We start from the raw sequence: 21557 nt of genomic DNA on the forward strand, positions 1-21557 counted from the left end.
AGGACACCATGACTGACATCTCCTCCAGCTTCCTCGCACGTCTGAACGGCGGCAGCGAGAAGACCGCCCTGCTCTTCGGCGGCCAGGCCACCCCGTGGCGTCCCGCCTGCGCGCAGATCTCCGAGGACCCCACGCTCGCCGGCGAGATCCGTGACCTGATCTCCGCCTCGTCCGACCTGCTGGCACCCGTCGCCGCCGAGCTGACCGCCGGTACCGCCGGTGCACTCTCCCTCGAGCGCCTCGCCGGCACCGGGCCCTTCGCCGCGGACGCCGGGGCCCCGGTCTCCGCGGCCCTGTCGGTGCCCGGGATCACCGCCGTGCAGTACGCACAGCTCTCCGCCCTGAAGAACGCCGGCTACGACGCCGCGGCCGCCGTCGCCGACGGCCGTGCGACCGCGCTGGGCCACTCCCAGGGTGTACTCGGTGCGGCCCTCGTCGCCGACAACGGGCTCACCGACGCCCAGATCTTCGCGATCGCCCGCCTCATCGGCGCGGCCGCGGCCCGCACCACCCGGTCCGCCGGTTTCGCCGTCGGTGAGCGCACCCCGATGCTCTCCGTCCGTGGCCTGGAGCGTTCCCACCTCGACGCCGTCATCGCCGACGCCGGCGTGGACGTCGAGGTCGCCATCCACAACGGCCGTCGCCGTTTCATCCTCTCCGGCACCCCGGAGGACCTCGGCGTCGTCGAGCAGACCGTCCTGCTGCTCGGCGAGAAGGACGCCGCGGAGCTCGCCGCCAAGACCCGTGGTGGCGCACCGCTGTCGCCGCAGACCGAGTACCTCGAGGTCACCGTCCCGTTCCACCACAGCTCCATGGAGCCCGCCGTCCAGCAGGTCATCGCCTGGGCCGGACGCTGCGGCCTGCCGGACGCGGAGGCCTTCGCCCGCGCCGTGCTCACCGACCACATCGACTGGGTCTCCCAGGTCGCCACCGCCCGTGACGAGGGGACCGCCTGGTTCCTCGACCTCGGCCCCGGTGTCGTCGCCTCGCGGATCTCCGCCGACATCATCGAGGGCTCCGGCGCCGGCATCGTCGCCGCCGGCAGCCTCGACGACGTCGACGCCCTCGCCGCCCCGGGCCCCGACCCGCAGCGCACCGTCGACTGGTCCGCCTTCGCCCCGCGCCTGCTCGACCTGCCCACCGGCCAGGTCGTGGAGACCGCGTTCTCCCGTCTGACCGGACGGTCCCCGGTGCTGCTCGCCGGCATGACGCCGACCACCGTCGACCCCGAGATCGTCGCCGCCGCCGCGAACGCCGGCTACTGGGCGGAACTCGCCGGTGGTGGACAGGTCACCGCCGAGGTCTTCGACGCCAACCTCACCAAGCTCAAGAGCCTGCTCGAGCCCGGCCGGGCCGTGCAGTTCAACGCCATGTTCATGGACCGCTACCTGTGGAACCTCCACTTCGGCGGCCAGCGCGTGGTCTCCAAGGCCCGTGAATCCGGTGCCCCGCTGGACGGCGTGGTCATCTCCGCCGGCATCCCGGAGCCCGACGAGGCCCCCGAGGTCATCGGCGCCCTGCGTGGTTCCGGTTTCTCGCACATCGCCCTGAAGCCGGGCACCGTCAACCAGATTCGCGCCGGCCTGGGCATCGCCCGTCAGATCGAGGACACCGGCACCAGCATCATCCTCCAGGTGGAGGACGGCCACGCCGGTGGCCACCACTCCTGGGAGAACCTGGACGACCTGCTCACCGCGACCTACGCGGAGATCCGTCGCCAGAAGAACGTGGTGCTCTGTGTCGGCGGTGGCATCGGCACCCCCGAGCGTTCCGCCGACTACCTCTCCGGTGACTGGTCGGTCGCCCTGGGCCTGCCCGCCATGCCCGTCGACGGTGTCCTGGTCGGTACCGCCGCCATGACCACCAAGGAAGCCAAGACCACCGACGAGATCAAGCAGCTGCTGGTCGACACCCCCGGTGTCGCCGACGAGACCGGCGCCGCCTTCACCGCCCCCAACGGCGGCTGGATCGCCCCCGGCCACTCCGCCGGCGGTGCCACCTCGGGCCTGTCGCACCTGCGTGCCGACATCCACGAGATCGACAACTCCGCGGCGAAGTGCATGCGCCTGATCCAGGAGGTCGGTGGGTCGCTCGAGGCGGTCAACGCCCGACGCGACGAGATCATCGAGGCGATGAACAAGACGGCGAAGCCGTACTTCGGTGAGCTGGAGCAGATGACCTACGCCCAGGTCGTCCGCCGCTTCGCCGAGCTGAGCTTCCCGTGGGTCGACCCGTCCTGGCTGCAGCGCTTCCAGGAACTCCTGCAGCGAGTCGAGGCACGTCTGACCACCGCCGAGCATGGCCCGGTCGAGACTCTCTTCCCGACGCTCGAGTCCGCCGAGGACCCCGAGTCCGCGGTGGCGACCCTCGTCGCCGCCTACCCGTCGGCCGAGGTCGACACCCTGACCCCGCTCGACACCGCATGGTTCATCGCGCTGTGCCGGAAGTACCCGAAGCCCATGGGCTTCGTGCCGGCCATCGACGAGGACCTGCTGGCCTGGTGGGGCAAGGACTGCCTCTGGCAGGCCCAGGACGACCGCTACTCCGCTGACCAGGTGCGCATCATCCCCGGGCCGGTGTCGGTCTCCGGCATCACCACCGTCGACGAGCCCGTCGCCGACCTGCTCGGACGCTTCGAGGACGCCTGCCGCGCACGCATTGCCGACAGTGAGGCCACCACCGCGTGGTCCCGCACCGGCGACGCGGAGGACATCGAGGCCTACCTCAAGACCGTGCCCTACATCTCCTGGACCGGGCACCTCATGGACAACCCGGCCCACGTCATCGACGAGGACCGCTACGACCTCGTCATGGTCAACGACGGTTCCGACGGCAACCCCGTCAAGGTCACCGTCGACCTGCACCTGGACACCTTCTGGGACGACACCGCCGCCGGCAGCGGCGACTCGCAGGTCCACGCCGTGCGCAGCCTGCCCGTCCCGCTGATCCTCGACACCACCAGCATCACCGGTGGTCTGCCCGTGGTCGACGAAGAGCGGCTGCCCGACACCATGTACGGCCTGCTGGCCGGCACCGCCGGTGTCGGCAACACCGCCGTCACCGGGGACGAGATCACCGCCATGCCGGTGAAGAACGAGGGCTCCACCTCGGAGGAGACCCCGTTCGGCACGTTCAACTACACCTTCACCCTCACCGACTCCCTCGGCTCCGAGCACGCCGGTGTCACCGGCGACGGCCTGGGCGACCTGTCCGCGGTCGGCGGCGGCGCCACCCGAGCCTCCATCGTCCCCGACGCCCTGCTGGGAACCTGCTGGCCGGCGATCTACTCCGCCCTGGGCTCGGCCATGGTCAACGACTACCCGGTCATCGAGGGCCTGCTCAACGCCGTGCACCTCGACCACTCCGTGGCACTCGAGGTCCCGGCCGAGGAGCTCGCCGAGCGCGCGCCCTTCACGATCACCGTGACCAGCTGGGCCGCCGGCATCGAGGAGTCCTCCTCCGGCCGCGTCGTCACCGTGCACCACCACATGCACGACGAGGACGGGACCCTGCTGGGCCGTCAGACCGAACGCTTCGCCATCCGTGGCCGTGCCTTCGGCACCACCCCGCCGGCGGACCCGGCCCTGGCTGGCGGCCTCGTCGACGAGGGCCGCGGGATCACCGACACCCCGCGTTCCACGCTGCTGCGCACCCGGGTCAACGCACCGGACGAGATGACCCCGTTCGCCTGGGTCTCCGGTGACTTCAACCCGATCCACACCAGCCACGTCGCCGCCCGCGTCGCCGGTCTGCAGGCACCGCTGGTGCACGGCATGTGGCTGTCGGCCACCGCCCAGCATGCCGCCTCCGCGGCCGGCTCCGGGCACCGGATCCTCGGCTGGACCTACCGCATGTTCGGCCTGGTGCAGCTCAACGACCCGGTGGACATCCAGGTCGAGCGCACCGGCCGCGTCGCCGGTGGTGGACTGCTGCTGGAGGTGACCTGCCGGATCAACGACGAACTCGTGTCCCAGGGCACCGCCGTCACCGCGGCCCCGTCCACCGCGTACGTCTACCCGGGCCAGGGCATCCAGTCCAAGGGCATGGGCCTGGACGAGCGCGCCGCCTCGAAGGCGACCGCCGCCGTGTGGGAGCGGGCCGACGCCCACACCCGCGCCGCGCTGGACTTCTCCATCCTCACCGTCGTCCGCGACAACCCGACGACGCTGACCGCCAACGGCGTGACCTACCAGCACCCGGACGGCGTCCTGTACCTCACCCAGTTCACCCAGGTCGCCCTGGCCACCCTGGCCCTGGCACAGACCGCCCGTCTGCGGGAGGCCGACGCGCTCGTCGCCGACGCCTACTACGCGGGCCACTCGCTCGGTGAGTACACCGCACTCTCGGCCTACGCCGGGACCATCGGCCTGGAGACCGTCCTCGAGGTCGTGTTCCACCGTGGTTCCACGATGCACCACCTCATCCCGCGCGACGAGAACGGCCGCTCGAACTACCGGATGGGTGCCCTGCGCCCCAACCAGTTCGGTGTCGACGACGAGCACGTCGTCGAGTACGTCAACTCCGTGGCGGAGCAGTCCGGCGAGTTCCTGGAGATCGTGAACTTCAACCTCGCCGGCGAGCAGTACTCCGTCGCCGGCACCGTCGCCGGTCTCGCCGCCCTGGAGAAGGACGCCGCGGAGCGGACCGCCGCCGCCGGTGGCAAGGGCTCGTTCATGATGGTCCCGGGCATCGACGTGCCCTTCCACTCTCGTGTCCTGCACCCCGGTGTGCCGGACTTCCGGGAGAAGCTCGACGGCCTGCTGCCGGCGACCATCAACCACGAGGTCCTCGAGGGACGCTACATCCCGAACCTCGTCGCCCGGCCGTTCGAGCTGAGCCGTGACTTCGTGCAGGCGATCCTGGACGTCGTCCCCGCCGCCCCGGCCCAGGACGTCCTGGACAACTGGGACGCCCGTACCAAGGACGAGGCCGGACGGGCAGAGGTCGCCCGCACCCTGTTCATCGAGCTGCTCTGCTGGCAGTTCGCCTCCCCGGTCCGGTGGATCGAGACCCAGGACCTGCTGCTCGCCAGCGACCGCCTGGACATCGACGAGTTCGTCGAGATCGGTCTCGGTGCCGCGCCGACCCTGGCGAACCTGGCCACCAAGACGCTGAAGCTGCCCCGGTTCACCGGTGCCGACGTCGCCGTGCGCAACGTCCAGCGCGACGAGAAGCTCGTCTACAACGAGGACGTCCAGACCATCGGCGCCCCGGTCGACGAGCCGGACGTGGAGCGCGAGAGCGCACCCGCCGACGTCGTCGCCGAGGCACGTCCGGACGCCTCCGTCCCCTCCCCGGCAGTGGACGAGGGCTACGCCACCCCCGAGGCCCCGGCCCCGGCCGGCTCGGTCGAGCGCCCCGCCGACCTGCCCTACAAGGCCTCCGACGCGATCAAGACCCTGCTGGCCTACGCCAACAAGTTGCGCCCGGAGCAGATCGGTGGTGCCGACACCACAGGTACCCTGACCAACGGCGTGTCCTCGCGACTGAACCAGCTGCTCATGGACATCTCCGCGGAGCTGGGCCTGTCCAGCGTCGAAGGTGCCGCCGAAGCGGACGTCACCACCCTGTCCGCCACGGTGGACGCCGCCGCGCACAACTACGCCGCCTTCGGCCCGGTGCTCGGCGAAGCGGTGAAGGACCGGCTGCGGAAGCTCTTCGGCTCCGCCGGCGCCAAGGCCACCGCCATCGCCGACCGCGTCACCGGGACCTGGGAACTCGGCCCGGGCTGGGTCGACCACACCACCGCGCAGATCCTGCTCGGTTCCCGTGACGGCGCCTCCGCCCGCGGCGGCGACCTGTCCACCCTGGCCACGTCCGCCACCTCGATGAACGACGTCAACGCCATCATCGACGAGGCCGTCGCTCAGGTCGGCGCCGCACACGGCATCCCCGTGGCGAAGCCCAGCGCCGGTGGCTCCGGCGGCGGCACCGTCGACTCCGCGGCACTCGACGCCCTCGCCGAGGAGGTCACCGGTGACGAGGGTGTGCTGGCCAACCTGGCACGCCACATCCTGCACGACCTGAACCTCGACATCCCGGAGTCCTCGTCCTTCGAGGACCCCGAGGCCGACGAGACCGCCGCCGTCCTGCAGGCCGTCAGCGACGAGCTCGGGGCCACCTGGCCCAAGCAGGTCGCCCCGGTCTTCGACGAGCGCCGCGCCGTCCTCATCGATGACCGGTGGGCCACCGCCCGCGAGGACATCGCACGTCTCGCCGCCGGCGGGGAGATCGCCGGGACCGCGACGTTCCGCGGCACCGGCGAGACCGTGGCGAAGCACGCCGACTGGTGGGCCGCACACACCACCGACGCCGAGCTGGCGACCCGTTTCGCCGGGATCGCCGCCGACGCCCGTGACACGGAGACCGCCGGCGACTTCGCCGGACAGGTCGCCGTGGTCACCGGTGTCACCCCCGCCTCCATCGCCGGTGGCGTGGTCGGTGACCTGCTGGCCGAAGGTGCGACCGTGGTGATCACCGCCTCGCGCATCAGCTCCGCCCGCCTGGAGTTCATCAAGAAGCTCTACCGCGAGCACGCCTCGGCCGAGGCGAAGATCTGGCTGGTGCCGGCGAACCTGTCGAGCTACCGCGACATCGACGCCCTGGTCGACTGGATCGGCAACGAGCAGACCGAGACCGTCGGATCCGAGAAGAAGCTGGTCAAGCCGGCACTCGTCCCCGACCTCTTCCTGCCCTTCGCCGCCCCGACGGTCTCCGGCACGGTCGAGGACGCCGGCGGAAACGCCGAAACCCAGGCCCGCCTGCTGCTGTGGAGCGTGGAGCGTTCCTTCACCGCGCTGTCCCGCATCGGCCACGAGGCGAACCTGGCACACCGTCTGCACGTGGTGCTGCCGGGCTCGCCGAACCGTGGGACCTTCGGTGGCGACGGCGCCTACGGCGAGACCAAGGCCGCCTTCGACGCCATCTGCAACAAGTGGTCCAACGAGCCGTGGGGCGGGCGTGTCACCATCGCGCACCCGCGTATCGGCTGGGTCGCCGGAACCGGCCTGATGGGCGGCAACGACCCGCTCGTCGACGCCGCCGTCGACGCCGGTGTGCGTGTGTGGACCCCGTCCGACATCGCCGGCGAGCTGGTCCGTCTGTGCTCCTCCGAGATCCGCGCCGCCGCGTCCATCGGACCGGTCGATGCCGACCTGACCGGTGGGCTGGACAAGATCAACCTCACCGAACTGCGCGACCAGGCCCTGGCCGACGGCGCGTTCGAGGCGGCCGCCGACAGCGGCACCGCGGCTGGCGTCGATGCCCCGGTCACGGTCAACGCCCTGCCGTCCCCGGTGCGGGCATCGCAGCCCGTCGCCCCGGACGAGACCTGGGGTGAGGTCACCGCGGATCTCGAGGACATGGTCGTCGTCGTCGGACTCGGAGAAATCAGCGCCTGGGGCTCCGGCCGTACCCGCTTCGAGGCGGAGTACGGTGTCCAGGCCGACGGATCGGTGGACCTCACCGCCGCCGGCGTGCTGGAACTCGCCTGGATGACCGGACTGCTGACCTGGAAGGACACCCCGGTCGCCGGCTGGTACGACGCCAAGGGCGAGATCGTCCCCGAGGAGGAGATCTTCACCCGCTACCGCGACGAGGTCGCCGCCCGCGCCGGTGTGCGCACCTTCGTCGACGACGTCGCGGTCGAGGACGTCCACACCCCGCAGGTCGCGGAGATCTTCCTCGACCGCGAGGTCACCTTCGCCGTCGACTCGGCCGAGGACGCCCAGTCCTTCGTCGACGCCGACCCGACCTTCACCCGGGCGACCGTCGACGAGGAGACCGGCGAATGGTCCGTCACCCGCCTGCCGGGTGCCCGGACCCACGTGCCGCGCCGTGCCACCCTGGCACGGAAGGTCGGCGGCCAGTTCCCGACGGACTTCGACCCGGCACGCTGGGGTATCCCGGCGTCGATGATCGAGGCCGTTGACCGGATCGCGATCTGGAACCTCGTCACCGCGGTCGACGCCTACCTCTCCGCCGGCTTCACCCCGGCAGAGATCCTGCAGGCGGTCCACCCGTCCGACGTGGCGATGACCCAGGGCACCGGTTTCGGCGGTATGACGTCCATGCGCAAGCTCTTCGTCGACCGTTTCCTGGAGGAGGACATCCCGTCCGACATCCTGCAGGAGACCCTGCCCAACGTCGTGGCCGCACACACCATGCAGTCCTACGTCGGCGGCTACGGTGCGATGATCCACCCGGTCGGCGCCTGCGCCACCGCGGCGGTCTCCGTCGAGGAGGGCGTGGACAAGATCAAGCTCGGCAAGGCCGACTTCGTGGTCGCCGGAGCCACCGACGACATCAACGTCGAGTCCATCACCGGCTTCGCGAACATGAACGCCACCGCGGATTCCGACGCCATGGCGGCCAAGGGCCTCAACGAGCGGTTCTACTCCCGGGCCAACGACCGCCGTCGTGGCGGTTTCGTCGAGGCACAGGGTGGCGGCACCATCCTGCTGACCCGCGGCTCCGTCGCGGCGAAGCTGGGCCTGCCCGTCCAGTCCGTGGTCGGCTACGCGGCGTCCTTCGCCGACGGTGCGCACACCTCCATCCCCGCTCCGGGCATGGGTGCGCTGGCGGCCGGCCGCGGTGGCCAGGGCTCCAAGCTGTCGAAGGAGCTCGCCAAGCTCGGCGTCGGCGCCGACGACATCTCCGTGGTGTCCAAGCACGACACCTCGACCAACGCCAACGACCCGAACGAGTCGCGCCTGCACACCCGCCTGGCGAAGGCCATGGGCCGGACCGAGGGCAACCCGATGTACGTCGTATCCCAGAAGACGCTCACCGGGCACGCCAAGGGTGGCGCCGCGGTCTTCCAGACCGCGGGGCTGGGCGACATGTTCCGGACCTCGCGCATCCCGGCGAACCGTTCGCTGGACTGTGTCGACCCGGAGATGGCCTCCGCACCGAACCTCGTGTGGCTGCGCGAGCCGCTGCAGCTCAACCGCACGGTCAAGGCGGGTCTGCTGACCTCCCTGGGCTTCGGTCACGTCTCCGCGCTGATGGCGCTGGTCCACCCGGAGGCCTTCCGGGTGGCCGTGGCCAACCAGCTCGGCGAGGATGCCGCACAGCAGTGGGTCGAGACCGCCTCGGCACGTCTGCGCGCCGGTGTGCGCCGCCGCGAGGCCGGCATGCTGGGCCACCGGGCACTGTTCGAGGAGATCGGGCACCGTCGCTTCGCCAACGACGTCGAGATCGACGAGGCCGAGCCCGCCATGCTGCTCGACCCGGCGGCACGTGCCGGTGAGGACGGTCTGCTGCGGTGACCGGGTCCAGCTTCGTGTTCGGCGTCGGCATCGACGTCGTCGACATCCCGTCGTTCGCCGAGCAGCTCGGCATGCCGGGGTCACGGTTCGCCGAGTCCTTCACCGGCGCGGAGCGTCGCACCTCTGCCCGCCAGGCGCAGACCAGCGGAAACGAGGCCCAGCACCTGGCTGCCCGCTGGGCGGCGAAGGAGGCGTTCTACAAGGCGTGGACCGCCGCCGAGGCCGGCGACGAGATCCCCGGGGCCTCGATGGACTGGTCACGGATCGAGGTGGTCAAGGACCGCTGGGGTCGGCCGTTCATCCGGCTGCACGAACCACTGGCATCCGTGGTCACCGGGGCGTTGACCCGGCACTTCGGTGGCGGGGCCGCCGATAACGGGCACGCTGTCTGGCACCTGAGCCTGTCCCACGACGGGCCGGTCGCCCAGGCCTTCGTGGTCGGGGAGTGGCGCCGGATGTAGCGGCGTCCCCGCGGCGAAAAAAGTCTGGGCCCGTGCACCTGATCACCCTGATCCGGTGCACGGGCCCAGACTTTTGTCCGTCCGAAGGTCACAGTGCGTCCGCGATGGCCTCCAGTCCGGCGGCGGCGCAGGACTGGTCGTCCATACCCGACGGTGCACCGCCGACGCCGATGCCCGCGATCGACGAGTCGTCCACTTTCACGCTCACCCCGCCCGGCATGAACAGGGTGCCGGGGAGACGGTGCAGGTCGTTGTCGTCGGCGCGCTCCACCAGGTCGCCGGTGTCGGCACCGAATGCGGCAGCGGTGTACGCCTTCAGCCGTGACGCCTCGACGGTGTGCTCGGCGGCACCGTCACCGCGGGTGAACGCCTGCAGCTGGCCGTCGCGGTCGACGACGGAGACCGAGACAGAGCCGAGGTCGTCGGCCGCGCAGGACGCCAGCGCAGCCTCGGCGGCGGTGGCTGCGGCCTGAGCACTGAGACGGTCCTGCCGGACGGTGTTCTCCGAGGCGACGGCGACGGTCCTGATATCCCCGGTGTCCCGGTCGTCCCGGTCGTCGGCGGTGGTGTTGCTCGTCGAGCAGCCGACAGCCATGGCAGCGGTCGAGGCCACCGCCAGGGCGGTGAGGGTGATACGGCGGGTAGGGGTGTGCATGTCTTCTCCAGGGTCTCGGGGACGGGCTGATGATGTCCCCCCATCATCATCGGTGCAGCACACCGTCCACATCGGCGTTCCGGCCAGGGGAGTGTCCATCATTCGGTGTATCGTCCCGGCGGTCGCCGTGGTGGATACTGGTGGGGTGGTGGATGAAACCAGTTCAAGGACCGCGGTCCCGCCCGCGACCGGCATCACCGACCTCACCGTGAACGTGGGCCTCGGGTTGCTGCTGGTCGTGTGCACGTTTCGGTACTTCGAGAAGCACCCGGTGGACACCCTCGGGGTGGCCGTCGTGTTACTGGCGGCGGCGGTGGCGGTGACCTACCTGGCCGCCGTCGTCGGGGCGTCCCGCGGCCGGGGCCGGTGGGAATACGGCGGGATCGTGGCCGCGACGGCCCTGTGGATCCCGTTGGCGGTCATCGCGCCGTCCTACGGGTGGTGCGCGTTCGCCCTGTTCTTCGCGGTGCACCGGGTGCTGCACGGTCGCCCCGCGCTGGTGGCGTCGGTGCTGATCGTCGTGTCCGTCAGCACGGGCCTGCTGATCATGTCGCGGGGCCAGGACCTCGGGCTGGTGCTCGGCCCGTTGCTGGGCGGGGTGGTGATGCTGTTCGCCTACCGTGCGCTCAACCGGTCGTTCGACGAGCAGCGGGCGCTGGTGGCCGAACTCCGGGCGACCCAGGAGCAGCTCGCTGCGTCGGAACGCGACGCCGGGGCCTTCGCTGAACGCCACCGGGTCGCCAGCGAGCTCCATGACACCGCGGTGCAGAGTACGGCGAGCGCGCTGCTGCTGCTGGAGACCGCCCACCAGGCCGGTGGTCCGGACGACACCGAGGACGTCGCCGTCGGTGAGGCCCGCAGGGTGCTCCGCGGGGCCCTGGCGGAGACCCGTCAGGTGCTCCACGGGCTGACCGTCGGCGACGACGAGACGGGGATGACGGCCAGTGCAGCCAGTGCAGCCAGTGCGGCCAGTGCAGCCACGCCGGACAGTTTCGCGGGACTCGCGGACCGGTACGGCGCGGAGTTCCACCGGACCGGCGGGGGCGACGACCTTCCTCCGGCGGTCGCCCACACCCTGTTCCGCGTGGTGCAGGAGGCGCTGCGCAACACCGTGAAGCACGCGGACGCGACCACCCGTGCGGTGCACCTCGGGATCGGGGAGGACATGGTGACCGTGTCCGTCACCGACGACGGCGTGGGCTTCGACGTCGACGGTGAACGCGGCACCGGGACTCCCCGCGGCTACGGGCTGCGGGCGATGGCGTGGCGGATCGGGAGCATCGGCGGCGACTTCGCCGTGACCTCGTCGCCGGGGGAGGGGACCGTGGTGTCCGCCGCCGTCCCACTCGCTGTCGTGGAGGAGGGGCGGTCATGATCCGCATTCTGCTGGTGGACGACCATCCCGTGGTCCGGCACGGCGTCCGCGCGCTGCTCGCCACGCAGGACGACTTCACCGTCGTGGGCGAGGCGGCGACGGCGGAGGAGGCCGTGCGCCTGGTGACGACCGTGGAGACCGACATCGCCCTGGTCGACCTGGATCTGGGCACCGGTGAGCCGGACGGTGTGGACGCCACCAGGGGCATCATCCGCGGCAATCCGGCGACTCGGGTCATCGTCTTCTCCGCCTTCGACGCCGACGCCGACGTCGTGCGCGCAGTGGAGGCGGGGGCGACCGGCTACCTGGTGAAGGACATCGGCCCCGCGGAGCTCTTCCGCGCGGTACGGGACGCCGCCCGTGGGGCCGGTGCGCTCGGCGGGCCGGCCGCGGCGAAACTGCTGGACCGGATACGGCGTCCGGACGAGTCACTCACCCCACGGGAGCTGGAGGTGCTCACTCTCGCGGCGACGGGGCTGGGCAACCGTGAACTCGCCCGGGAGATGACCGTCAGCGAGGCGACGGTGAAGACCCACCTGCACCGGATCTTCGTCAAACTCGGTGTGGACAGCCGTCAGGCGGCGATCGCCGCGGCGGTGAACCGGGGGCTCATCCGTTTCTGAGCGCGTCCACCGATCGATGGACCGGAGTGTGTCCGGATCGTGGAGGTGCACGCCGGCGTCCGGGCCCTAGTCTCAGGGGACGATGCACACCGGTACGCACCGGTCCGCCGACACACAAGGAGACACGCATGCGCCGCACTCGGTTCCCCAGGATGTCACGGGTGGTGACCCTGGCTCTTCTCCCCGCCGTCCTCGTGGCGTGTTCGGCTGACCCGGATGGCCCGGTCGGCCCGGGCCCTGCGTCCACCGTGTCCTCTGTCTCCCCGGCGACCCCGGTGCCCCCTGCACCCACGGCGGTCTCCCCGGAACAGCAGCGGACCCTCGACACCGGGCTGATCGACGCGGCGTGGGCCAACGACGTCGACCGCGCCGAGGACCTGATCGGACGGGGTGCGGACGTCAACGCCGTCGACGAGACCACCCAGAGCGCGTTCCTCATCGCCGCCTCCGAGGGGTACACCGACCTCCTGCGGCTCACCCTGGAGAACGGCGCGGACCTCGGGCGGCACGACTCCTACGACGGCACGGCGCTGATCCGGGCCGCCGAGCGCGGCCACGCCGACATCGTCGGGATCCTGCTGCAGACCGACATGCCCGTCGACCACGTGAACAACCTCGGGTGGACGGCCCTGCACGAGGCACTCGAGTTCGCCTCACGGGCAGGCGGGCCGAACCGGGGCGACGACCGGGACTTCGTCGACACCGCACGGCTGCTCGTGGCCGCGGGAGCCGACCCCACGCTGCCGGCCGCCTCCGACGGAAGGACAGCCCTGGACATCGCCCGAGACGCCGGGTTGCAGGTACAGTCGGCGCTTCTCGAACAGGCCGCTGCAGCGCCGGGGCCGGCAGGGGAGTCGTCCGACGCCGAGCTGCTCGGAGCGGCGGGGCAGGGTGACGTCACCGGTGCGGTCATCGCGCTCCGCCGGGGTGCCGGACTCGAGAGCCGGAACGGGCAGGGGCAGACCCCGCTGCTCGTCGCCTCCGCGGCCGACTATCCCGACGTCGCACGGCTGCTGGTCAGACTCGGTGCGGACCCGAACGCCGTCGATGAACGGTCGGACACCCCCTGGCTGGTCACCGGGGTCACCGGGTCCGTGGAGGTCGGCAGACTGCTGCTGGCCGCCGGGGCCGACCTCTCCGCGACCAACCGGTTCGGCGGGTTGTCCCCGCACCCGGCCTCCGAACGTGGGCACGCCGACTACGTCGACTGGGTGGTGGGCACCGGTGTCGACATCGACCACGTGAACACCCCCGGTTGGACGGCCCTGCTGGAGGCGGTGGTGTACGGCGATGGCAGTGAACGCTACCAGCGCATTGTCCGGGCACTCGTCGGAGCGGGGGCGGACGTCGGCGTCCGGGGGCCGGAGGGACGGACAGCACTCGACGAGGCGGAGGCACGCGGTCAGGGCGACGTGGCGAGGATCCTCGCCGGGGCGTGACGGTGGGGTGACTAACCTTGCGCGGCGAGAAAAGTCTGGGCCCGTGCACCTGAACAGGGTGATCCGGTGCACGGGCCCAGACTTTTGTCCGTGAGGGCCGCTCCGACTGCAGCCGTGTGACCTCTTCGTCCAGCTGGGTGGCGGAGGTGCCGGTGGGGGACTGGAGGAGCAACCCCGCAGGTTGGTCACCCCGACCTGCGGGGTTGCTGTGTGCCGGTCAGGGGCCAGCCGGGCAGGGGCCGGTCAGGCCTTGAGCCGCTCCGACCGCAGCCGGGCGACCTCCTCGTCCAGCTGGGTGGCGAAGGCACCGGTCAGCGGCGGAAGGTCGGCGAGGGTGGTGTCCATCGCGGCGGCGAGCAGCAGGTCCGCCAGCTGCGGGTTCCTGGCCAGCACCGGGCCGTGCATGTACGTCGCCACCACGGAGCCCTGCACCGCACCCTCGAAGTAGACCTCTTTGGAGGCCCGGTCCTGGCCCAGGCCGCCGGACAGGGCACCGTGGGCGTCGGTGTTGCCCACGCCTTCGGTGACGTAGCCCAGGGGGGAGGCGTCCGGGCCCAGCAGGGTCGCGCCCTGGTGGTTGGCGAAGCCGGTCAGCGGCTCCGTCAGCACCCCGGCACCACCCAGGGAACCGGCGGTCAGGCCGAAACCCTTCACGTTCGGGTCCGAGCGGACCTCGCCGATCATGCGGTTCTGCAGCGACGAGGTCGTGGCGTCGAGCAGTCCCAGGCCGTCGACAATCCGTCCGGAGGCGCGGAAGGAGGTGCCGAAGACCTGCAGTCCGGCACAGATGGCCAGGACGGGCCGTCCGGCCTGCACCGCGCGCGCCATCGCCCCGTCGGCGATCAGGTGCTCGGCGGCGAGGATCTGCGCCACGTCCTCGCCCCCGCCCACGGTGTACACGTCCAACGTCTCCGGGACACCGTCGCCGAGGGTGATGGGGTGGATCTCGGCGGAGATCCCGCGCATCCGCGCCCGCTGGCGCAGGACCAGTGCATTGCCGTCGTCACCGTAGGTGCCGAGGACGTCGGGCAGGATGAGTCCGATGTTCAGGGTCGCTTCACGGGCTGCGTTCACTGGGAGATCTCCTTCTGCAGGTCCTTGCGGAGGTCACGGAAGGCGGTGTAGTTCGCCAGCACCTCCACGCGGCCGGGTGGGCAGGCGCGTACAGCGGCGACGGTGTCGGTGACGGTCCGGTGCTCCACACCGGCGTACCCGAGGCGTACCGCCAGGTCGGCGGAGCGTTCGCCGGCGGCGACGACGGTGAGGTCCTCGAAGTTCTCGAACTTCACGTCCCACAGCCAGGACAGGTCCTGGCCGTCGGCGACCTGGCCGTTGACCGCGATGACCAGGCCGTCCGCCGAACGGTCGACCATCGACAGCGCCTCCTGCCAGCCGGCGGGGTTCTTGGCGAGCAGCAGGTGGACCTCACGGCCGTCCAGGTTGACCGTGGAGTAGCGTCCGGCGACGTCGTCGACGCGCTCGGCCGCGGCGAGGGCGGTGGTGGTGTCTACACCCAGGGCGACGGCGGCGGCGATGGCCTGGGCGGCGTTGCCACGGTTGGCGTTGCCCGGCAGCTTCAGCGACATCGGCAGGACGTCCCCGTCGGGCGTGGTCAGCCCCTCGCCGGTGACCGTCCAGGTGGGCGTCGGACGCCGGAACTCGCGGCCGTCCGGCAGCGGCTTCACCGCGAACCAGTCGGGGGAGCCGTCCTCCTTCTCGGTGCGCACCACCGAGCCACCGGTCCGGGGGCACGACGTGGAGTCGCCGGTGAAGCCGACGCCGGCGGACACCCACACCACGTTCGGGCAGTCCCACGCCACCGAGGTGACCTGCACGTCGTCGCAGTTGGCGACGACCGTCATCCCCGGGCGCTTCTCCACGCACTCGCGCAGCACGCGTTCGATCTTGTTGATCTCCCCGACGCGGTCGAGCTGGTCGCGGGACAGGTTCAGCAGCACCAGCACATCGCAGTCGAGCTTCTCGGCGATGGCGGGCACGTGGAGCTCGTCGACCTCCAGGACGATCCGGTCACGGCCGCGCCCGGCCAGCAGGGCGGAGATCACGCCGGCGTCCATGTTGTCGCCGCCGTCGTTGGTGGCGACGGTGCCCAGGGTACGTACCGCCTCGGCGAGCATCCGGGTGGTGGTGGACTTGCCGTTGGTCCCGGTGACGACGGTGCACGGGCGGCCGTCGCCCAGCTGCTCCATGAGCCTGGGGTCGATGACGTTGGCGATGAGCCCGCCGATCATGCCGCCGGACCCACGGCCGGTCTTCTTCGAGGCCCAGGTCGCAAGGTCTGCGGCACGGACAGCGACTGAGGTCAACACACCCATTGCTTCGATCACCCTTGTTTCTGATTCTGGTTCTTGCTGCTGTTCTGCTTCGCGCGGTTCTGGTTGCCGCGGGAGCGTCCCGACCCACGGCGGCGCCGGCGGCGGTTCGGCGAGGACGCGCCGGACCCCGACCCGCTGGCGGAGCCGTCCGGGCCCGGTTCCGTCGTGCCCTCGGCCGGCTTCTGCTGCCCCGCCTGGTTGCCCTGCCCGCCGCGACCACGGCCGCCACGGGACTGGCCACGGCTGCGGTTGCGTCCCTGACCGGACCCCTGGCCGGAGCCCTTCCCGGTTCCCTTGCCACGGCCGTTGCCGGACCCCTTGCCGGACCCCTTGCCCCGCTGCGGCGCCGGGATCCGCGGGGTCGCGGGCCGCGCGTCCGGCACGGCGATGTCGGTGGACCCGTCGGAGACGTCCTCCAACGCCGCGAGGAACTCCTCGTCGGTGAACAGGGGGATGTTCTTGCGCTCCCCGTGCATCGCCTTGCCGCGCAGCTCGTGGTTCCGGTTGCACACCACCAGGCTTGACGTCCGGTTCAGCTTCTCGCTGTACACCAGCCCCGCGCGGGTGGCGGCACTGATCAGCACGTCCGGGTCGACGCCGACGTCCGGGCTGATCACGAACTCCATCCCCTGCACCAGGTGGTCGCCGTCGGGCGTGCCCGGGTTGCCGAAGGGGCGCGGCGACGTCGTCGCGTCCACCCGCACCGAACTGCGCTGCAGGCCGAAACGGTCGGCCGTCAGGTCGGCGGGGTCGGCGACGGACAACCCGCCGGGGGAGTTGTCCGGGATGCCCGCCGCGAGGTCCCGCTGGGCGCTGTAGAGCGGGAAGAGGAGGTGGTTGTCGGCGAGCAGGAGGTCGTCGGCGACGGTGTCCGCCCGTTCCGTACTCGCGACCGGCCCGAGCTGCGGCAGGGCGTCGTCGGGCAGGACGAGGCCGTGCGCCTCGGCGTAGTAGCCGGCGACGCTCCGCAGGCGAGGGTCCTCCACGGGCACACCGGCGCGCCGGGCCGAGGCCAGCGTGTCGATGATCCGGGCGGGCGTCGGCACCGCGATCTTCTTGGGACGGCGCTGGTTGCGGCGCCGACCACGCGGGTTGTTGCGCTGGGTGCCACGGTTGGCGGCCCGCTGCGCCCGACGGTACTCGAACTGGATGAAACCCCAGGTCATCGTCGTGTTGTGGCAGATCAGGGTGCGGCCGTCGATCAGCTCGAACAACAACGGCGCCACGGTGGCGAAGCCCGGGGCCTGCCCCAGGTCGGCCTCGGTGTACCCGTGCAGGTGCCAGGGGCCGGGGTCCTCCCCGGGGTTGATCTGCTGCACCACACCGGTCACCGGGACGGCCCCGTCGTCGGGGACGGCGGTGGCGGTGTCCACCGTGGAGGAGCCGGCCTGCGCAGACGCCGGACGGTTCCCGGTGACCACGGCGCGCCCGCCGTCGGCGGTGTGTAGCGTCGCGGAGAAGGCGACGAGCCGTGAGGTGCTGGGGTGGATACCCGACGTCGCCACCGTGATCTCGACGAACGGCGCCTCCTCCACGCTCGGCAGCGTGCCGTGGAAGGTCTTCGGCAGGTTCCGCGGCGAGCCCTTCGCGGTCTTCGCCGCGGGCTGGGTGGAGGGCTGGGTGGATGGCTGCACAGGGGTCTGTGCGGCGTCTGGGGCGGTGCCGTCCGTGGCCGGGGCGGGGGAGACGCCGGTACCGGAGGGCTCGTCGACGCGCCCGGCCTGTTCGGTGGCCCGGACTGAGGGGGGTGCGGAACGGCGGTGGACCTGGCGGCGGCGGCGTCGGGAACGGCCCTGCCCGTTTCGCGGGGCGCCGTCGGCGGCGTCGGGGCCGGAACCGGGGGTAGTCATGGAGGACATCATACGTTCCGGCGCGCCGTCGGTGCTAAGGCTCCCGAACTTCGGGGCTGCCGGTGGCGGACCACGTGGTGGTCCGGCCGTCCGGGGCGTCCCTGTCGGACGGCCCCCGGACGCCGTGCGGTGGCCGTGCGGTGGCCGTCAGACCCCGCGCGGCATGCTCTGGGCCACCGGCTCCTTGGCGTGGGCCCGGTTCACACCGGAGGTGATGGCCTTCAGCGAGGCGTAGGTGATCGAGCCGGCGATGCCGACACCCCACACCTGCTGACCGTCGATCTCCGCCAGGACGTAGGCCGCCGCCTCGGCGTCGTCACCGGCGGTGCGGGCGTGCTGGAAGTACTCCTGGACCTCGACGTCGACACCCACGGACTCCAGGGCGTTGCAGTACGCGGCGATCGGGCCGTTGCCGCGGCCCTGGATCGTCCGGGCGGTGCCCTCCCACTCGATCTCGGCGGTGACCTTGGTCTCGGACCCTTCGGTCTGCGGGCCGTCGACGGTGACGGAGATCTGCTCCAGCGGGCTGGTGCGCTCCAGGTACTCGCCGGTGAAGATGTCCCACATCGCCTTCGAGTTCACCTCGCCGCCCTCGGCCTCGGTGACGGCCTGGACCACACCGGAGAACTCGACCTGCATCGGACGGGGCATGTCGATGCCGTGGTCGGTCTTCATGATGTAGGCGACGCCGCCCTTGCCGGACTGCGAGTTCACCCGGATCACGGCCTCGTAGCTGCGGCCGATGTCCTTCGGGTCGATCGGCAGGTAGGGGACCTCCCACTGGATCTGGCGGAACTTCTCCTCGGGGATGTCGCTGGCGTGGCTGCCGGGGGAGACGATGTCGGCCAGGGCGTCGATGCCCTTGTTGATGGCGTCCTGGTGGGAGCCGGAGAAGGCGGTGAAGACCAGGTCGCCGCCGTAGGGCTGGCGCTCGGGGACGACCAGCTGGTTGCAGTACTCCACCGTACGGCGGATCTCGTCGATGTCGGAGAAGTCGATCTGCGGGTCGACACCCTGGGTGAACATGTTCAGGCCCAGGGTCACCAGGTCCACGTTGCCGGTGCGCTCGCCGTTGCCGAACAGGCAGCCCTCGATACGGTCGGCGCCGGCCATGTAGCCCAGCTCGGCGGTGGCGACACCGGTGCCGCGGTCGTTGTGCGGGTGCAGCGACAGGATCACCGAGTCACGGCGGGAGATGTGCCGGCTCATCCACTCGATGCCGTCGGCGTAGACGTTCGGGGTGATCATCTCCACCGTCGAGGGCAGGTTGATGATGATCGGGTTGTCCGGCGTGGGGTCCATGATCTCGATGACCGCGTCGCAGACCTCCTTGGCGTACTCCACCTCGGTGCCGGTGTAGGACTCCGGCGAGTACTGCCAACGCCAGTTGGTGTCCGGGTAGTCCTCGGCGATCTCCTTGATCAGTTCCGCGGCATCGGTCGCCAGCTTCTTGATGGCGGCCTTGTCCTTCCGGAAGACCACGCGGCGCTGCAGGATCGAGGTGGAGTTGTAGAAGTGCACGATCACGTTCTTCGCGCCCTCGCACGCCTCGAAGGTGCGGCGGATCAGGTGCTCGCGTGCCTGGACCAGGACCTGGATGGTGACGTCCTCCGGGATCATGTCGTTCTCGATGATCTCGCGGACGAAGTCGAAGTCGGTCTGGGAGGCGGACGGGAAACCGACCTCGATCTCCTTGTAGCCCATGCGGATCAGCAGGTCGAACATGCGGCGCTTGCGCTCCGGGCTCATCGGGTCGATCAGGGCCTGGTTGCCGTCACGCAGGTCGACGGCGCACCACTGCGGTGCGGTGTCGATGACGCGGTCCGGCCAGGTGCGGTCCGGCAGCTGGAAACGCTCGACCTCGGTGAAGTGCGGCTGGTAGCGGTGTACCGGCATCTGGGAGGGGCGCTGCTTGTTCCAGCTCTTCTGGCCTTCGGGGATCTCGCCGGCCGGCGTGGAGATGCGGGCGGGGGCGGTGATGAAGGAATCGGTGGGGGTCATGGTGGTGCTCCTGTGATCGGTGGGAAGTGAGGGTGGTCATCACCGACCGGCACGACTCAACTCCGCGACGGGGAGCCGGTCGGTTTTTCAGAACCTGACCCCGCCGCGGCAGAGAAGGAGGAGCTGCGCGCGGAGGTTTTTCATGGCGGCCAGTGTAACACGGTGACTGGAACAGCGTGCAACGTGAACTGTGACGGGGGTTACGCCCGGGGTGGGGGCGGTAGGCTGGTCGACCGTGAAGAATTCCGTATCCGCAGGTCCCCGCGCAGCAGAGGCGGGCGTGCCACTGACCACCGCGGTGGTGGCGACGCTGACGACCCTGGTGACCGGGGCCGTGCAGTTCGTCGTGATGGCGGTGTGGGGTGGACGGCAGGGCCGGACCCTGCACGACGTCCTGATGCAGTGGGACGCGCACTGGATGACCATGATCTCGGAGCACGGGTACTCCGGTTTCGTCATGTCCGCGGACCAGACCGACCCGGTGCAGTGGGAGTCGGTGGCGTTCTTCCCCGGTTACCCGGTCCTGGTGCGTGTCGTCGCCGCCCCCATGGCCGTGCTCGACGTGGCCGAGGCGACCTTCGTCGCGGCGCTGACGGTGTCGACGGTGGCCACGGTGGCCATGGCGTGGGGCGTGTCGATGCTGGCGGTGGAGCTGTGGCGACGGCGCGGACCGGCCCCGTGCGACCGCAGGACGACGGCGGTCCTGACCGCGGTGGTGACGGTACTGGCGGTGGGGGCGCCGATGGGCGTCGTCTACTGGATGCCCTACTCGGAGAGCCTGTTCACTGCCGTGGCCGTGTGGGCGCTGTATTTCCTGCTGCGTCGCCGCTTCCTGCTCGCCGGCGTCCTGACCATGGTCGCCGGGGCGACCCGCCTGACCGCCACCGCGTTGATCCTCACCTTGTGTGCGGCCGTGGCACTGGAGCTGTGGCGCTGGTGGCGGGGGACGCAGCAGGAGCGGGGCTCCTCTGTGCCGTTCCCGGCCTGCGCGGTGGCCGCCCCGTTGGTCGGGTCGGTCGGCCTCGTGGCATACCTGTCGTGGGCGGACCGTCAGGTCGCCGAGATCGGCGGGTACTTCGCCGCCCAGGAACGTGGCTGGCACTCGGGGGTCGACATGGGTGCGGCGACGCTGCGGTGGCTGGCCGGGAACCTGCCCGGGGAACTGACCGGTTACACGGTCTCCAGCTGGTCGATCGTCCTGGTGGCCCTGCTGTGCGCGGTCTCATTCGGGATGCTGTGGACCGGACGGATCCCGTGGCAGCTGTGGCTGCCGGCCATCGTCCTGGCCGGCATCGTCCTGGGCTCGGACGGGATCATGCACTCCCGTCCGCGGCTGCTGCTGGTGCCGGTGCTCCTGTTCACCCTCCCGCTGGTGGTGGAGCTGGTGCGGACGTGGCGGACCGCGACGAGGCCGCAGACCGCGGTGGCGGTGGGTGCGGTGCTCGGCGCAGGTGCGGTGCTGTGGTGTGCACTCGGGTTCTGGGTGTCCGGTGTCATGCTCATCGACTTCGAGTACGCGATCTGAGCCCGCTCCGGTGGACCGGTGGTCGT

11 protein-coding genes are annotated in these 21557 nt (G+C 70.9%); 6 read left to right on the forward strand and 5 right to left on the reverse strand.

The window, feature by feature from the left end; translation table 11 throughout:
* Positions 1–8: 8 nt before the first annotated feature.
* Together MUN33_RS09170 and acpS are read left to right on the forward strand one after the other, a co-directional pair.
* A complete protein-coding gene (locus MUN33_RS09170; protein WP_244804614.1) occupies positions 9–9269 on the forward strand; it encodes a type I polyketide synthase in 9261 nt (3086 codons plus the stop codon).
* Complete coding sequence (gene acpS, locus MUN33_RS09175) at positions 9266–9730, forward strand: holo-ACP synthase AcpS (RefSeq protein ID WP_244804615.1); 465 nt, start codon at positions 9266–9268, stop codon at positions 9728–9730. The genes MUN33_RS09170 and acpS overlap by 4 nt, the downstream gene beginning before the upstream one ends.
* Positions 9731–9818: 88 nt before the next feature.
* Here acpS and MUN33_RS09180 read toward each other — a convergent pair whose 3' ends face one another.
* Positions 9819–10385 (reverse strand): GlcG/HbpS family heme-binding protein, encoded by a 567-nt coding sequence (locus MUN33_RS09180; protein WP_244804616.1) that lies wholly within the window; start codon positions 10383–10385, stop codon positions 9819–9821.
* A gap of 91 nt (positions 10386–10476) precedes the next feature.
* Here MUN33_RS09180 and MUN33_RS14235 point away from each other — a divergent pair, with 91 nt between their 5' ends.
* The 3 genes from MUN33_RS14235 (at position 10477) to MUN33_RS09195 (ending at position 13822) form a co-directional block, all read left to right on the forward strand.
* Positions 10477–11760 (forward strand): sensor histidine kinase, encoded by a 1284-nt coding sequence (locus tag MUN33_RS14235; RefSeq protein ID WP_244804617.1) that lies wholly within the window; start codon positions 10477–10479, stop codon positions 11758–11760.
* The gene (locus tag MUN33_RS09190) at positions 11757–12383 is read left to right on the forward strand and encodes a response regulator (protein WP_244804618.1); all 627 of its coding nucleotides are present in this window, start codon (positions 11757–11759) and stop codon (positions 12381–12383) included. The genes MUN33_RS14235 and MUN33_RS09190 overlap by 4 nt, the downstream gene beginning before the upstream one ends.
* 128 nt (positions 12384–12511) lie before the next feature.
* A complete protein-coding gene (locus MUN33_RS09195; RefSeq protein WP_244804619.1) occupies positions 12512–13822 on the forward strand; it encodes an ankyrin repeat domain-containing protein in 1311 nt (436 codons plus the stop codon).
* Between the two features lie 243 nt (positions 13823–14065).
* On the opposite strand, the gene MUN33_RS09200 is transcribed toward MUN33_RS09195, so the two are convergent.
* From MUN33_RS09200 to leuA, 4 genes are all read right to left on the reverse strand, one after another.
* Positions 14066–14896, reverse strand: a complete 831-nt coding sequence (locus MUN33_RS09200; protein ID WP_244804620.1) for a type 1 glutamine amidotransferase — start codon at positions 14894–14896, stop codon at positions 14066–14068.
* Positions 14893–16155 carry a MurT ligase domain-containing protein gene (locus MUN33_RS09205; protein WP_244804621.1) on the reverse strand — a complete coding sequence of 421 codons (1263 nt, stop codon included), beginning with the start codon at positions 16153–16155 and terminating at the stop codon, positions 14893–14895. The genes MUN33_RS09200 and MUN33_RS09205 overlap by 4 nt, the downstream gene beginning before the upstream one ends.
* A gap of 8 nt (positions 16156–16163) precedes the next feature.
* A complete protein-coding gene (locus MUN33_RS09210) occupies positions 16164–18005 on the reverse strand; it encodes a DNA polymerase III subunit epsilon (RefSeq protein ID WP_244804622.1) in 1842 nt (613 codons plus the stop codon).
* 147 nt (positions 18006–18152) lie between these two features.
* Positions 18153–20006, reverse strand: coding sequence for a 2-isopropylmalate synthase (leuA, locus tag MUN33_RS09215; RefSeq protein WP_244804623.1), 1854 nt, complete (start codon positions 20004–20006; stop codon positions 18153–18155).
* 235 nt (positions 20007–20241) lie between these two features.
* On the opposite strand from leuA, the gene MUN33_RS14170 reads away from it, so the two are divergent.
* The gene (locus tag MUN33_RS14170; protein WP_369414949.1) at positions 20242–21531 is read left to right on the forward strand and encodes a putative hexosyltransferase; all 1290 of its coding nucleotides are present in this window, start codon (positions 20242–20244) and stop codon (positions 21529–21531) included.
* Positions 21532–21557 lie beyond the last annotated feature (26 nt).

The organism is Corynebacterium kalidii, assembly GCF_022869005.1.
Classification (GTDB): domain Bacteria; phylum Actinomycetota; class Actinomycetes; order Mycobacteriales; family Mycobacteriaceae; genus Corynebacterium; species Corynebacterium kalidii.

What these genes read in the sequence shown, in the direction of transcription:
- MUN33_RS09170 (WP_244804614.1), top strand. Translation starts at nt 9, where the DNA reads ATGACTGACATCTCCTCCAGCTTCCTCGCACGTCTGAACGGCGGCAGC.
- MUN33_RS09180 (WP_244804616.1), bottom strand. Translation starts at nt 10,385, where the DNA reads ATGCACACCCCTACCCGCCGTATCACCCTCACCGCCCTGGCGGTGGCC.
- MUN33_RS09190 (WP_244804618.1), top strand. Translation starts at nt 11,757, where the DNA reads ATGATCCGCATTCTGCTGGTGGACGACCATCCCGTGGTCCGGCACGGC.
- MUN33_RS09195 (WP_244804619.1), top strand. Translation starts at nt 12,512, where the DNA reads ATGCGCCGCACTCGGTTCCCCAGGATGTCACGGGTGGTGACCCTGGCT.
- MUN33_RS09205 (WP_244804621.1), bottom strand. Translation starts at nt 16,155, where the DNA reads ATGGGTGTGTTGACCTCAGTCGCTGTCCGTGCCGCAGACCTTGCGACC.
- MUN33_RS09210 (WP_244804622.1), bottom strand. Translation starts at nt 18,005, where the DNA reads ATGACTACCCCCGGTTCCGGCCCCGACGCCGCCGACGGCGCCCCGCGA.
- leuA (WP_244804623.1), bottom strand. Translation starts at nt 20,006, where the DNA reads ATGACCCCCACCGATTCCTTCATCACCGCCCCCGCCCGCATCTCCACG.